Genomic DNA, 14,389 nt, shown 5'->3' with positions numbered 1-14,389 from the left:
GCCGCCGGCATCGGCCTGCTTTCCGCCCGTGAGGCCCAGCACGACTGAGGGACGCCCCGGACGTTCAGGCCTCCTGCGGGGCGGCCCATTCCACGAACTGGATGATCACGCCGTTCGGGTCGGTGACCTGGAAGAGGCGTTCGCCCCAGGGCTCCTCGCGCAGCGGCATCGTGATCTCCACGCCTTCCTCGCGCAACCGCCGCTCCTCGTCCTTGATGCCGGTGGCGAGGGTGAGGGCCAGGATCAGCCCCGTCGCGCGCCGGTCGCGCTGTTCGGGCGGCAGGATCTCCGTGCCCCGGGCGAGCAGCACGATGTCGGCTGCCGCGTCCGGGCGGGTGAGGGAGGCGAAGCCCTCGGCGGCGGCCTGCTCCGTGTAGCCGAGGTAGGTGGTGAAGAACTTCTGGGACGCGGTGACGTCGTCGACGGTGAGGGAGAGGGTCGTCGTCGTGATCGCGGCGGTCGGCGTGGTGGGAGTGGTCGGCTGCATGGAGGTCTCCTGTGCGGGTGCGATGCGATGAGGTGCGGTGCTGCGGGCGGGGTCCTGGGCGGGCCGGCGCCGGGTCAGTAGGGCGGAGGGGCTCGCGACGCGGCTCGGCGGCGGCGCGAAGGCCGCCGGGCTCCGCGAGGCGGCCGCATTCGGTGACGTGGTGCTGGCCGCCCTGCCCTTCGATGCCGGGGCCGGGGTGGTGGGGCAGCTGTGCGGGCCCCTGGAGGGCAAGGCGCTGATCGACTGCTCCAACCCGGTGGGCCCCGGCTTCCGGCTGCTGACCCGCGACGGCCGCTCCGCGGCGGAGCGACTGGCCGGCGCGGCACCGGGAGTTCATGTGGTCAAGGCGTTCAACCTGTGCCACGAGGACGTGTGGCGCATGGCCCCGCCCGTCTTCGACGGCCGGCCGCTGGCCGTACCGGTGTGCGGCGACGACGAACCGTCCCTCGCGCGTGTGCGCCGGCTCGTACGGGACACCGGGTGCGAACCCGTGCCGGGCGGCGGGCTGGAGCGCGCGGGACTCCTGGAGGCCACGGCGGCGCTGTTCATCGGGCTCTGGGTCGGCGAGGGCGCGGACGCCCAGGCGATCGCGCCCCCGCTGGCGTACGCGACCGGCCCCGTGCGGGGGTGACAGGGCCCGGCACCACGGGCCGTTGACGTGCCCATGGCGCTTCGCTAGCGTCGGAGAGCGTTCTCCTGTTCGCCGGCGGAGCGCCCTCCGTCACCCCCCAGACGTTCCGGGAGTCCTCCCATGAAGCCTGCGCGATCCAGGGCAGCCCTCTTCGGTGCCGTGCTGACAACGTTGTCCGCCCTTCTCGCTGGTGCTGTGCCGGCCGCCGCAGCGCCGGAGGCGGCGGTGTGCAACAAGTACTGCGACGCGCGCGACCCGTCGCTCAGTCCGCAGGAGCGGATCCCCGTCACCGCCACGGTCTCCTCGCGCACGATCGCCCTCCATATCGACGACACCGACGCGATGGGCTGGGGCTCCATCGACAACGGGGGCGAGGGGGACCACGTCTGGCTCGACCGGTCCATGGACGGGGGCAGGACCTGGGCGTCGGGCAGCAAGCTGGGCGACACCGCCGTGCCGGCCGGGGGACGGGGCTGGCGCACCCAGATGTACAACGTGGACGACTGGAACACCCAGGGTGTCGGCGCGCTCCGGGCCTGCGGGCAGCCGGCCGGCGGAGGCGCCATCGCGTGCACCCCCTGGGCCCGCGCCACCTGGAACGCGGGCAGCAGGAGCACCGCCGCCGCGACCGCCCTGATGATGTCGTACGACCGGGGCACCAAGCTCTTCGGCGGCAACGGCTGGTGGACGGCCGCCAACGCGCTGACCGCCGTCGTCGACAACATCCGGATCACCGGCATGGGCAGCTACCGCTACGCCATCGCGGACACGTACGAGAAGAACATCAACGCCCAGGGCGGCCAGTTCCGCAACGAGTACCTGGACGACACCGGCTGGTGGGGCCTCGCCTGGATCGCCGCGTACGACCTGACGGGGGAGAGCCGCTACCTCGACACCGCACGGGCCGACGCGGACCACATGTTCGCCAACTGGAACGGCACCTGCGGCGGCGGGGTCCGGTGGAACACCGGCGGCAACTACAAGAACGCCATCACCAACGAACTCTTCCTCCGGCTCACGGCGGCCCTGCACAACCGCATCCCGGGCGACACCGTGTACCTGGAGCGGGCGAAGAACGAGTGGGACTGGTTCCGGCAGAGCGGCATGATCAACGGGGACCGCATGATCAACGACGGTCTCGACGGCAACTGCGCCAACAACGGCCAGCCGACCTGGACCTACAACCAGGGCGTCATCCTGGGCGCCCTGACCGAACTGCACCGCGCCACCGGTGACGCGGGCCTCCTGACGACCGCGCGCGGCCTGGCCGACGCCTCCACCGTCCGGCTCCAGACCGACGGTGTCCTGCGCGAACCCGGCGAGGGCGACGGCTGCTCGGGAGACGGCCCGAGCTTCAAGGGCGCCTATGTGCGCGGCCTGGGCGTCCTCAACCGTGCGCTGTCCGACCACCCGTACGCCGCGCCCCTCACCCGCTGGGCCGACAGCGCCTACACCCGCGACCGCAACGCCCTCGACCAGTACGGCCCGCACTGGAACGGAGGCGGTGGCACCACCGACTACGGCTGCCAGCAGAGCGCACTCGACCTGCTCAACGCCGCCACCGGCTGACCTTCCGGGGGTGCCCGGCACGCGAGATGCCGGGCGCCGACCCGTGAAGGCGCAGGCGGCTGAGTACGATCGCCAGGTGAACGATGAGCATGCGGCCGGGGTGATCCGCGTGATCGGCGCGGCGACGAACAACCTCAAGGACGTCACCGTCGATGTGCCCAAGAAGGCGCTCACGGTCGTCACGGGGGTGTCCGGCTCCGGCAAGTCGTCGCTGGTGCTGGACACGATCGCGGCCGAGGCCCAACGGCTGGTCAACGACGCCTACCCGACGTTCGTACGCAACCGGCTGCCCCAGCTGCCCGCGCCCGAGGTCCAGTCGATGGACGGACTCACGTTCACCGCACTGATCGACCAGCGCCGCTTCACCGGGAACGCCCGCTCGGTCGTGGCGACCGCCTGTGATGTCGCGCCGCTGATGCGGCTGGTGTTCTCGCGGATCGGCGAACCCTCGGCCGGCTACACGCCCGCGTACTCCTTCAACGACCCGTCCGGGATGTGCCCCGAGTGCGAGGGCATCGGCACCGTCGTCGACATCGACCCCGGCGAACTCATCGATCCCGAGAAGTCCATCGACGAAGGGCCCGTGCGGTTCAGCCTGTTCCGGCGCGGCGGGTACCGGTGGAAGCGGTTCGCGTACAGCGGTCTGTTCGACCGCGACAAGCCGCTGAAGGACTACACGGACGAGGAGATGGACCTCTTCCTGCACGCGGAGCAGATGAAGCTTCCGCACCCGGACCCGGAGTTCCCGAAGACCGCCCGCTTCGACGGAGTCATCACCCGGATGCGCGACACGTTCGTCAAGAACCACCCGACGAAGATCTCCGCGCAGGTCCGCGAGGAACTGGACCGCATCACCACCCGCCACACCTGCCCGGAGTGCCGGGGCAGCCGCCTCAACGAGGCCGCCCGTGCCAGCCTGATCGACGGCCGCTCCCTCCCGGACTGGTCGGCCCTGTCTGTCACCCGGCTGCGGGAACTGCTGGAGGACACCCACGACCCGCGCGTCGAACCCGCCCTCGACGGCATCCGCGCCACCCTCGACGCCCTGCGCTCCGTCGGCCTCGGTTACCTGTCCCTGGACCGGACCTCGTCCTCCCTCTCCGGCGGCGAGGCCCAGCGCGTGAAGATCGTCCGGCATCTGGGCAGCGCCCTCACCGACGTCACCTATGTGTTCGACGAGCCCTCGGTCGGCCTGCACCCCGTGGACGTCCACCTCCTCACCCATTTGCTGCTCCAGCTGCGGGACGCGGGCAACACCGTGCTCGTCGTCGAGCACCACCGGCAGATGATCGGCATCGCGGACCATGTCATCGACGTCGGCCCCGGCGCCGGAAACGACGGCGGGCGGATCGAGTTCGAGGGCACACCCGACGCGCTCCGCACGAGCGGCACGGTGACCGGGCGCCTGCTCGGGACCCCGCTGGAGGTCGCGACCACCGCCCGCCCGTGGCACGGCTCCACCCGCGTCCGGAAGGCCGGGGCCAACAACCTGACCGGCTTCGACGTCAAGATCCCCCACGGCGTCCTCACCGCCGTCACCGGGGTCGCAGGCTCCGGCAAGAGCTCACTCGCCACCCTTGAACTCCCCTCCCAGCACCCCGAGTTCACCGTTGTGGGCCAGGACCCGCTGCGCGGCGGGGTGCGGTCCACCTCGCTGTCCGTCCTCGGGGTGGCCGACCACGTCCGGGGCGCGTTCGCCCGCGCGTCGGGCCTCGACCCGTCCTGGTTCAGCTTCAACTCCAAGGGGGCCTGTCCCGCCTGCCGCGGCAAGGGCCACCTCACCACCGAACTGGCCTTCCTCGACGACGTCTCCACCCCGTGCGACGTCTGCGGTGGCCGGCGCTTCAACGACACCGCCCTCGGCGTCACCGTCAACGGCAGCAGCATCGCCGATGTGCTCGGCATGGCGGCACACGCGTGCGCCGAGCAGTTCCCCGATGACCCCGACATCACCGCCGCGATGTCCTGGCAGGAACGCGTCGGGCTCGGCTACATCGCCGTCGGCCAGTCCCTCGACACCCTCTCCGGCGGCGAGAAGCAGCGGCTCCTCCTGGCACGCCACCTCAGCCAGGTGGATGACATGGCCGGCGAGCGGATCGTCCTGGACGAACCGACCACCGGACTGCACCCCAGCGACGTGGACCGGATCAACGTGCTCTTCGACGACCTCCTGGACGCCGGTGCCACGCTCGTCGTCGTCGAACACAACCTCCGCGTCGTCGCCCGCGCCGACCACGTCATCGACATCGGACCCGGCGCCGGCAGCGACGGAGGGCGGATCGTCTTCACCGGCACCCCCGCCGCCCTGCTCGACGACGCCACCTCGCTGACCGGCCGCGCGCTCCGGCTCGCCTCCTCGCCGGAGGCCTGAGCCGGGAGGACCCTCGCGGGAGCGGGGGGCGGCCGTCGCCACGTGGAACGCCCCCTCACTCCGCGTCCTGGAGAAGCTCGACTTCGTACGGGATCACCTGTCCATGGATGAGAACGGCGAAGTCGTCTGGCTCACAAGCGAGTTGCCGTAGCCCTCACCTCCGTCTCCGGTACGCGAACACCCACCGGTTTCCCTCCAGCGCGTCGTTCGGCTCCGGCAGCGGACCGCGTCCGTGCCGCCGGGTGAACTCGAACGGTGTGTGCGTCGACGCGGACCAGCCCCGGGCGGCGAGGCGGCCCGCCGAGTCGGGACGCGGGCCCTTGTCGAAGAGGTCGAGCAGGTCGATGCCGATCTGTTCCCGCGTCGCCGTGTAGATCGCGCTGTCGCGGTACGCCATGAGGTCCGCCTCCAGCTTCGCCTCGAAGGCCAGGGCGCTGCCCTCGGTGGCCAGCAGGTCCACGGTGTCCACGAGATACGTCTCGGCGGGGCCCGGAAGATAGAACAGCAGGCCCTCCGCCAGCCAGATGCTCGGCGCGGCCGGGTCGAAGCCCGAACTCGTCAGCGCGGAGACCCAGTCATCGCGCAGATCGACCGGAACCAGCACGCGTTTCACCCTCGGCGCGGCGGACAGTTCCGTCAGCACCTGGTGCTTGAACGCGAGCACACCGGCCCGGTCGATCTCGAAGAAAACACAGTCGGACGGCCAGTCCAGCCGGAACGCCCGGGTGTCCAAACCGGCTCCCAGCAGCACCACTTGGCGGGCCCCGGTGAGCACCGACCGTACGACGAAGTCGTCGAGGACCCGGGTGCGCAGACCGAAGTAGCGGGCGAACCGCCCCCACAGAGCGTTGTCGTCCCCGTCCGGGACCTGCTCGATACGCACCGGCCACTCGGCGCACGCCGGTGCGGCCCGTACGAAGTGCTCGGCGTAGACGTCCTGGGCCAGGCTGTCGCGGCGGTTACTCTCGATCGCCCGGGAGGCGGCGACCAGCAGTGCGGTCAGGCCCACGCCCCCGTCCACCCCCTCCGTGTCCGGCCGTGGTGATTCCGTGGTGCCGATTGCCTCGTTCATCGGGTTCTTCCCTCCGGGAGCAGGACGGGTTTGACCACCCGGCCCGCCTCGCAGTCGCGTTCGGCCTCGTTGATGTCGGCCAGGGGATAGGTGCGGATCAGCTGGTCGAAAGGGAAGCGGCCGGCCTGCCACAGCCGCGTCAGTACGGGGATCAGCAGCCCCGGCACCGCGTCCCCCTCGCAGATGTGGCGGACGCTCCGGCCCCGGTCCAGCGTCCCCGGTTCCAGCGGCAGCGCGCTGTGCAGGCGCGCCACCAGGCCCAGGATGCCGGTCGGGCGCAGTGCCCGGAGCGCGTCGTTGATGAGCGGCGGCGACGCCGTCGTGTCGAGCGCGTACCGCGCGCCGCCGTCGGTCAGCCGGCGGACGCGCTCCGGCAGCCCGGACGCGTCGGCGGCGAGCGGGACCGCGCCGAACCGTTCGGCGAGCTCCAGCCGCCTCGGATACCGGTCCACCGCCACGACCGGCACACCGGCCGCTCCCGCCGCCATGACGGCGGCCAGCCCCACCGCCCCGGCCCCGAGCACCAGCAGCGTGTCGCCGGGTCCGGCGCGGAAGGTGTTCAGCACCGCCCCGGCTCCGGTGAGGAAGCCGCAGCCGAGCGGCCCGAGCAGTTCCACGGGCAGCGCCGGGTCCACGCGCACGGCATTACGGGCGGACACGAGCGCGTACTCGGCGAAGGACGACTGGCCGAACCACCGGGGAGCCAGCGCCTTTCCGTCCGCGCCGGTCAGCCGGGGCGGCTCGTCCGCCCGCCCTCCGAAGAGGTTGAGGGCGGCGAAGGAGTCGCAGTACGCGGGGGCCGCGCCCCGGCAGTTCCGGCAGTGCCCGCAGGAGTCGAAGCTCAGCACGACGTGGTCGCCGACACCGATCTGCGTGTCCGGGCTGCCGCCCGTCCGGACGACGACCCCGGCCCCCTCGTGGCCGAGGACCGCGGGCAACGGACTGCGGCCGGCCGACCGCCGTACCGCGAGATCCGTCCGGCACATCCCGGCGCCCGCGATCTCGACCAGGATCTCGCCCGGCGCCGGTTCCGTGTCCAGGACGACGTCCTCGACCGCGAACGGCTCCTCGTACGCGCGCAGCACCGCCGCCCGGAATCTCGTCGTCATGCGTCCTCCGGGCGATGGACGACGAACGGGCGCAGGTTGCCGTACAGCCCCCACGGCCCGCCCGCCACGCCGACCCCGCTGTCCTTGATCCCGGCGAAGGGCTGGGCGAGGGACAACTCGGCGTGATGGTTGATCCAGGCCGTCCCGCACTCCAGCTGGTCCGCGACCGCCTCGGCCCGGTCCAGGTCGGTGCCCCAGACGGAGCCGCCGAGCCCGAAGCCCGTGCCGTTGGCCGCGTCCACGGCCTCGTCGAGGCTCCCGTACGGCAGCACCGGCAGCACCGGCCCGAACTGCTCCTGCGTCACCACCGCGCTGGAGGGCGGGACATCGGTGAGGATCGTCGGAGCGAAGAAATAGCCCGGTCCGTCCAGCCGGTGGCCGCCGGCCGCGGCCCTGGCTCCGTCCGCCAGCGCCCGTTCGGTGACCTCCTCCACGCGTGCCAGCTGCGGGGCGTTGTTGACGGGGCCCAGCCGGGTCGCCGGGTCCAGCCCGCTGCCGACGGCGACGGACTTCGCCCGCCGGGCGAGCGCCTCGACCACGTCCGCGTGCAGCCGGGCGGGGGCGTACACGCGCTTCACCGCCATGCAGACCTGCCCGCAGTTGCGGAACGCGGCCCAGAACAGCCGGTCCGCGATCCCCTCCACATCGACGTCGTCCAGCAGGACCGCCGCGTCGTTGCCGCCCAGTTCCAGGGTGACCCGGGCGAGGGAGGCCGCCGCCCCCTCGGCGACCGCCCGCCCGGTGGGCACCGAACCGGTGAAGGTGACGTGCCGGATGCCCGGATGGGAGGCCAGCCGCGCACCGAGCGGTTCGCGTCCGGTGACGACGGTCAGTACGTCCTCGGGCAGGACGGCGGCGAGGACGGACCCCAGCAGCCGGGTGGCGAGCGGGGTGAAGGGGGACGGTTTGAGGACCACGGTGTTGCCCGCCGCGAGCGCGGGCGCGAACTTCGCCGCCGCCAGTTGCAGCGGGAAGTTCCACGGGACGATCGCGGCGACGGGCCCCAGCGAACGCCAGCGGATCTCGCTGCGCACGGGCCGGCCGTCGCTGATCCGCCTGGTCCTCGGCGCCAGCTCCGCGAAGTACCGCAGCCGGGCCGCCGTGCGGGCGGTCTCCGCGTACGACTCGGACAGTGGTTTGCCCTGTTCCCGGGTGAGCAGCCGAGCGAGGTTGTCGCCCGCCGCTTCCACGGCGTCGGCCGCGCCGAGCAGCGCGTGGGTCCGGGCGGCGGGGTCGGCCCGCCAGCCGGGCCAGGCCCGGTGGGCCCGGCCGATCACCGCGTCCAGTTCGTCCGGGCGCATGTCGGGGGCCTCGCCGAAGGTCTCCCCGGTGGCCGGGTCGACGACGGCGAACCCGGCGGTCCGGCCGGGCGCGTGAGCCCCGGCCACCGCATCGAAGGCCGGCACCGGCGGTCAGCCCGCGACGGTGACGCCGGCCGCGTGCTCCCGGGCGTGCCGGTCCATCTCCGCCCGGAACGCGGCCACCAGATGGGGCTGGATCCGTCCGGCGTTGCGGTCGCCGCCCTCGCAGACCGCCCCGCGCACACCCACGATGTCCGTCCCGATCCGGGTCAGCGTCGCCAGGTCGGCCTGCTTGACGCTGCCCGCGAGGGCGGCGAGCAGACCGGAGGCGTGGGCGAGCCCGACGAACTCGGCGCAGACGTCCGGCGGTACGTGGTCGAACAGCCGCGTCCCGTCCTTGATGGCGGTGTCGAGCATGGCCGCGTCGGCGCCGGACCGGGCCGCGATGTCGGGCAGGGCGAGCGGGTTGACGCACCCGACGCGGTGGGCGTCGGCATACCCCGAGGCGACGACCAGTGCTTCGGGACGGTAGTCCTTCACCGCCCGCACGACCGCCCGCATGACGTCGATCCCCTGGTCGGGCGTGGTGCACCCGTAGAGCCCCACCTTGATGTACGTGGCCCCGGAGACGGCGGCACCCAGCGCCGCCTGCGCCACCGTGCCGGGCTTGTACGGGACGTCTCCGACGGTCGCGGACACCGGCTTGCCGGCCGGCACGGCTTCCCGGATCTCCCTGATCACCCAGGGGAAGTTGGCGCCGAGCGACCCTTCGTCGGGCTTCTTCACATCGACGATGTCGAGGTACTCCGCCGCCTTCGCACAGTCGACGGCTTCCTCGACGCTGTCCGGAGAGATGAGAAGCAACACCATGGGCTCCTTCCACCGCTGAGGTGCGGATCACCTCGTCGACCTGCGGTGTGCTCATCATTTCCGCCGCCCACGGGCCCCGGTAGAGCGCGCGGGACCCCCCGGGAGCACGGCCCTCACGCGCAATGCGCCGCACACCCCGGCGCAGGGAAGCACCGTGGGATCATGCGGGGATGAGCAGCGATCTGGAAGTGAGCGCGTTGGCGATCAACGTCACGGTCCCGCCGGACCTGCGCTGGACCGACACCCGGCGCGACACCACGTTCCTCCTCAGCACCCTCAACGTCCGCCTCCTCCCCGACGGCCACCTCGCCGTGAAGGCGTACGGACGGCCGGTGGAGGGCGGGCGGGGCGCCTATGTGTCGTTCCCGGTGCCGGACCGGCCGGAACTGGCGGCCCTGGTCGCCGACGCGGCGAGCCGCGCCGGCACCCTGTGGGCCGCCCACCGCGGTCTCGGCTGACCGTTACCGGTACTCCCACACGTTGTCGCGGGCCGCGCGGCCGAGGTCCAGCCGCACCACGAGGCCGTGGTGGTCCGACGCGCCCTCCGGGGTGTCCAGCAGGGCGTAGTCCACCACGGTGTCGCGCAGCGGTGCCGACACCCAGAGCTGGTCGATCCGGTCGTCCGACGCGGTCCTGCGCAGCAGCTCCTTCTCGCCCCGCTCCTCGTACAGCCTGGCCGCCGCGTCGACGAAGCCCGTGTACGCCAGTACCTCCGTCACCCGGCGGTCGGGCACCAGCCGTCCGCCCGACTCGGAGGGCAGCCGGGTCCGGGCCGACCGGTTGTACGGCAGCATCGCCGCGTAGTCGGGGGCGGGGCTGTCCGGGTCCGCCGGCGGGTAGTTCATGTCGCCGGCCACGATGCCGTACGGGCCGTAGCGCAGCGCCCGGGTCGCCATCAGCTTCGCCTCGTCGCGCGCCTTGTCGGCGACGAACGGATTCAGGTGCGCCGATACGACCGCGAGCGGGGCGGGCAGGCCGACGTCGAACACGGCGACACCGAAGCCGTGCAACGTCTCCTGCGCGAAGTCGGTGTTCCAGTTGAGCCACCGGCCGACCGTCTCGCGCCGGTACAGCACGGCCGGCGGCATCCCGGAACCGCACGGCGGAAGCGGCAGGGCGTCCATGTCCAGGTCCCGCATCGCCTGCCCCAACTGCCGGTGACCGTACTTCCCCCAGTCGGCCGCCTCTTGCAGGAGCACCAGGTCGGGTGTGCCCGCACTCCTTATCCGCTCAGCCAGTCGGGGCCACCGGTTCTCCGGGTCACCCACGCCGTTGCGCAGCCCTCCGTGTGCCAGGTTCTGCACCACGATCGTCAGTTCCATGTCCTGCTCCGCTCCTCCGTGGACCATGCGGCGGCATCCTCGCACCTATGCGGCGGCGCCCGCGCCCGGGGGACGCGCGACGCCCCCGCGAGCAGACCGCTCGCGGGGGCGCCGCACGGTTCTCCCGGCCCCGGTCGGGCGGGGCCGGGCGGCTCAGCTGTTCAGGGAGAACCTCTGCGCCGTCGATCCGTCGCACTGCTGCTGCGACAGGTGCGCCCCGTTGGCCGTGGAAGCCCCGTCCACGGCCAGGCACTTGCCGCTGTTGCGGGCGACGAAACGGAACTGGCCGGCCGCGCCGGAGGGCTCGGCGCGCCACTGCTGGTTGGTGCCGCCCACGTACGACCACAGGTGCACCTTGGTACCGGCGGCCGTGGCGCCGGGTCCGCCGTCGACGTCCCACACCTTCGTGTTGTGCCGGTTGACGACCTGGTAGGTGCCGTCGCCGGCGGGCCGGAACTGCCAGCTCTGGTTGGCGCCGGTGGAGCAGCTCCACTGCTGGAGGGCGGTTCCGTCGGCGGTGCCCCAGTCGGCGGCGTCGAGGCAGGCGCCGCTGTTGGCGTTCTTCACGCGGTACCAGGCCGACGAGTCGATGGAGCCCGCGGGCGGCTCCGTCGTACCGCCGTCCGTGCCGCTCCACACGAAGGTGGCGACCGCGCCGGCGGGCAGGGTGTAGACGAGTGACCTGCCGTTGTCGGTCAGCGAGAACTGCTGGGAACTCGTGGCGGAGTTGACGACGTAAGCGGCACGGGTGCCGTCGGGGTTCTGGAAGGCGACGTTCTCCACGCCGCCGCTGCCCTGGCTGGTGGAGCCGATGCGGGTGGCACCGGGCTTGACGAACTTGGCGACGTGCCCGAGCACGTAGTACTCGGCGTTGCGCGTCACATTGCCGTTCGCGATCTCCACGACCCCGTTGCAGCGGTCGGAGCAACCGCCCTGGTGGGGGCCGCCGTTCTGGTCGAGCGCCAGGTTCCAGTCGACGACGGTCTCGCCGCCGTTGCGCATGTTCTGCACGACGAGGTTCTCGGCGTGCCACTTGAGGGTGTCGGCGAACGTGGTGGACCGGTCGGCGCTCTCGGTGCCGGAGCACTCCGTGAAGAAGACGCGCTTGCCGGCATTGACGACCTGCTGCTGGGCGGAGGGGTTGCCGCCGTAGCAGTGGAACGCCGCACCGATGACCCGGCTCATGCCCGGGGTCCCGTTGAACACCTCCAACGGGTAGTTGGGGTGGTCCCAGTTGTGGTCGAAGGCCAGCAGGTTCGTCGGCAGGTTCGCGGCCGTCAGTGTGCGGTCGAGCACCTTGAAGAAGTCCGCCTGCTGCGAGGACGTCATGGTCATCGACGGGTAACTCGCCGCGAACTCCGGCTCGTTCTGGACGGTGAGGTCCGTCAGTGTGATGCCCTGCTGCCCGTACGCCTTGATCGCCTTGACCAGGTAGTCGGCGTACGCCTGATAGCTCTCCGGCTTGAGGCTGCCGCCGTTGAGGGCGTTGTTCGTCTTCATCCAGGCGGGCGGCGACCAGGGGGTGCCCATGAAGCGGATGGCCGGGTTGACGGAGGTGGCCTGCTTCAGGACCGGGATGATCTCGGCCTTGTCCCGGTCGATGGAGAAGGACCCGGGACTGTCCTCGTAGGTGTAGAGGCTGCTGTCCGCGTTGAAGTCGCTGCTGCCGAGCGGCTGGCGCAGATAGCTGAGCCCGATCCCGTCGCCGGCGGACGAGAACAGCGAGGTCATCAGCGCGTTGCGCTTGTCCTGCGACAGGCCCTGGATGAGATGGGCCGAGGCCCCGGTGACCGAGGCGCCCGCCCCGGTGAACCGCTGGCCCTTGCTGGTGCCGTCGACCCGGATGTCGACGCTCTGCGGCGAGCCCGTGAAGGCGACGGTGCCCTCGGCGGACAGCTTCTTCGCGCCGTCGGGGGTGGTGACCCATACCTGCGCGGTGGGGTCGGCGGCCTGGGCGGCCGTTCCGCTGCCGGCCAGGCCGATGGCCGCGACGGCCATGGCCAGGGCGGCGCATGCGGCACGCGCCCTGGGGCGCGGGGGACTGTCGTGGGACATGTGCGGCTCTCCTTCGGTCATGCCTGGGGGAGGACATGGCGCATCCGGCGGAGCCGTGGCGGGGCGTGGCTCCCTGGGATGACGGCGCTATGAAAGCACACCCACTAAGTGGTTAGTAAGTAGTCGGTACGGCTTTGCCGCACGGCGTTCCCCGCACCCCGAACGGGCCCAGGTCAGCGCGTCCGAGGCCCCGCCCGCCCGGCATTACGGCCGGTCTAAGCTGTGCCGGTGAGCAACCAGTCAGCAGGCAAGCCCGGCCGTTCGGCCAGGCCCCGCACGCCCCGGAGCCCGGAGGCGCAACAGCGGCAGCGGGACATCCTGCACATCGCGATGGACACCTTCGCCGCCCGTGGCTACAACAACGCCTCGCTCGCCGAGATCGCCGACCGGGCCGGCCTGACCCAGGCCGGCGTCCTGCACTACTTCCGGTCCAAGGCGCTCCTGCTCACCAGCGTCCTCGAACTCCGCGACGAGTCGGACATCGGGCAACTGGGCCCGGACCGCCCGCACGGCCTCGCCTTCCTGCGCCACCTCGTCGACACGGCGACCCGCAACGCCGAACGCGAGGGCATCGTCCGTCTCTACGCCGTCCTGTCGGCCGAGTCCGTCACGGACGACCATCCGGCGCAGGCCTATTTCCGGGACCGCTACGACGGCCTGCGGACCTTCGTCGCCGACGCCCTCCGCGAGGCGTGCGACCTCCCCGACGACGAGACGCAGAAGGTCGAGAACGCGGCCAACGCCGTCATCGCCGTGATGGACGGCTTGCAGGTGCAATGGCTCCTGGCGCCCGGCTCCGTGGACATGGCCGCCTCGACGGACCTCGTACTCACCGCCCTGCTGAAGTCACTGGCCCCCGACCGGTTCGGACCGGCCGGCTGAACGGCGGTACGACGCGGCGCTCCTGCGTTCCAGTGATCTTCCGCCACGGGGCGATCCCATCCGGCCCCCGGTGCCGTTGGCCGTGGGGTGCGAGTGCGCATCCACGTACACGACGAGCAAGGGTGTGAGGCACGGGATGACCGACATGGACCGCAGGAGCATGCTGCAGCTGACCTCGGCGGCGACGATCGCCGGGGGACTGGTGGCCGGGACGGCCACGACCGCCCACGCGGCACCGAGGGCCGACCGGCTGCTCGCCCTGAAGGGCACGCGCACGGGCGCGAACATCCCGGACATCCTGACGGCCGGCGTCCCGTACTACGTGCGCTACGACCTGACGGACGCCGAGGGCCGCAGCGTGGGCACCGAGAACGCGCACTGCCTGCCCGTGAACGTCGGGCCCGACGGCTCGTACGTCATGGCGACCCTGGTCCTGAGCCTGGACGACGGCATGATCACGGCCGCCACCGCCTTCCAGCGGCCGCTCCCCGCCGTCACCGAACTGCCCGCCAACTCACGGCAGTGGACCCACGAGTTCGCCGTCACCGGCGGCACCGGAAACTACGACGGCGCGGAGGGCTCGATCACCATCGAGCACCTCACCCGCGACGAGGACTCCCTCACGGTCACGCTGACCGACGGCGCCGAGTAGCGGGGACCGGGGCGCGTCACGCCGTCCCCGAACGTGGCGTTCAGCACCGTCGTCGCGCAGGAAGCAGG

Annotated in this window: 13 protein-coding genes and 1 pseudogene; 7 read left to right on the top strand and 7 right to left on the bottom strand. The window is 72.0% G+C overall.

From position 1 onward, the window contains the following. Positions 1-64: 64 nt before the first annotated feature. Positions 65-487, bottom strand: a complete 423-nt coding sequence (locus EAO73_RS14425; protein WP_147971916.1) for a VOC family protein — start codon at positions 485-487, stop codon at positions 65-67. A gap of 37 nt (positions 488-524) precedes the next feature. Here EAO73_RS14425 and EAO73_RS14420 point away from each other — a divergent pair, with 37 nt between their 5' ends. The 4 genes and pseudogenes from EAO73_RS14420 to EAO73_RS36555 all read left to right on the top strand — a co-directional run. Continuing rightward, positions 525-1,118, top strand: a complete 594-nt coding sequence (locus EAO73_RS14420; RefSeq protein ID WP_412074594.1) for an NADPH-dependent F420 reductase — start codon at positions 525-527, stop codon at positions 1,116-1,118. Between the two features lie 195 nt (positions 1,119-1,313). Beyond that, entirely contained in the window at positions 1,314-2,687 is a 1,374-nt protein-coding gene (locus EAO73_RS14415; RefSeq protein WP_147971915.1) for a glycoside hydrolase family 76 protein, read from the top strand. A gap of 76 nt (positions 2,688-2,763) precedes the next feature. Beyond that, complete coding sequence (locus EAO73_RS14410; protein ID WP_147971914.1) at positions 2,764-5,058, top strand: excinuclease ABC subunit UvrA; 2,295 nt, start codon at positions 2,764-2,766, stop codon at positions 5,056-5,058. A gap of 28 nt (positions 5,059-5,086) precedes the next feature. Continuing rightward, a pseudogene (locus EAO73_RS36555) lies at positions 5,087-5,209 on the top strand (alanine acetyltransferase); the annotation flags it as partial. A 3-nt stretch (positions 5,210-5,212) separates the two neighbouring features. Here the strand turns inward: EAO73_RS36555 and EAO73_RS14400 are convergent. The 4 genes from EAO73_RS14400 to EAO73_RS14385 form a co-directional block, all read right to left on the bottom strand. Beyond that, positions 5,213-6,130, bottom strand: a complete 918-nt coding sequence (locus tag EAO73_RS14400) for a class I SAM-dependent methyltransferase (RefSeq protein WP_147971913.1) — start codon at positions 6,128-6,130, stop codon at positions 5,213-5,215. Further along, positions 6,127-7,239 (bottom strand): NAD(P)-dependent alcohol dehydrogenase, encoded by a 1,113-nt coding sequence (locus tag EAO73_RS14395; protein ID WP_147971912.1) that lies wholly within the window; start codon positions 7,237-7,239, stop codon positions 6,127-6,129. The genes EAO73_RS14400 and EAO73_RS14395 overlap by 4 nt, the downstream gene beginning before the upstream one ends. Further along, a complete protein-coding gene (locus EAO73_RS14390) occupies positions 7,236-8,540 on the bottom strand; it encodes an aldehyde dehydrogenase family protein (RefSeq protein ID WP_318153263.1) in 1,305 nt (434 codons plus the stop codon). Before EAO73_RS14390 ends, EAO73_RS14395 begins: the two co-directional genes overlap by 4 nt. Before the next feature lie 111 nt (positions 8,541-8,651). Beyond that, a complete protein-coding gene (locus tag EAO73_RS14385; RefSeq protein WP_147972027.1) occupies positions 8,652-9,407 on the bottom strand; it encodes a (5-formylfuran-3-yl)methyl phosphate synthase in 756 nt (251 codons plus the stop codon). 173 nt (positions 9,408-9,580) lie between these two features. Here EAO73_RS14385 and EAO73_RS14380 point away from each other — a divergent pair, with 173 nt between their 5' ends. Beyond that, positions 9,581-9,868, top strand: a complete 288-nt coding sequence (locus EAO73_RS14380) for a hypothetical protein (protein WP_147971910.1) — start codon at positions 9,581-9,583, stop codon at positions 9,866-9,868. A 3-nt stretch (positions 9,869-9,871) separates the two neighbouring features. On the opposite strand, the gene EAO73_RS14375 is transcribed toward EAO73_RS14380, so the two are convergent. After that, the gene (locus EAO73_RS14375) at positions 9,872-10,759 is read right to left on the bottom strand and encodes an endonuclease/exonuclease/phosphatase family protein (protein ID WP_147971909.1); all 888 of its coding nucleotides are present in this window, start codon (positions 10,757-10,759) and stop codon (positions 9,872-9,874) included. A gap of 126 nt (positions 10,760-10,885) precedes the next feature. Next, entirely contained in the window at positions 10,886-12,787 is a 1,902-nt protein-coding gene (locus EAO73_RS14370) for an RICIN domain-containing protein (RefSeq protein WP_147971908.1), read from the bottom strand. Between the two features lie 228 nt (positions 12,788-13,015). Between EAO73_RS14370 and EAO73_RS14365 the strand changes: the two genes are divergently transcribed. Further along, positions 13,016-13,669, top strand: coding sequence for a TetR/AcrR family transcriptional regulator (locus EAO73_RS14365; protein ID WP_263576301.1), 654 nt, complete (start codon positions 13,016-13,018; stop codon positions 13,667-13,669). Between the two features lie 145 nt (positions 13,670-13,814). Beyond that, positions 13,815-14,321: an allene oxide cyclase barrel-like domain-containing protein gene (locus EAO73_RS14360; RefSeq protein ID WP_147972025.1), complete on the top strand. Its 507-nt coding sequence runs from the start codon at positions 13,815-13,817 to the stop codon at positions 14,319-14,321. The last annotated feature ends 68 nt before the right edge of the window (positions 14,322-14,389 follow it).

The organism is Streptomyces sp. col6 (assembly GCF_008042035.1).
In the GTDB taxonomy this organism is placed as follows: Bacteria; Actinomycetota; Actinomycetes; order Streptomycetales; family Streptomycetaceae; genus Streptomyces.
The sequence above is the reverse complement of the archived record's forward strand: the minus strand, read 5'-3'. Positions and strand labels throughout refer to the sequence as shown.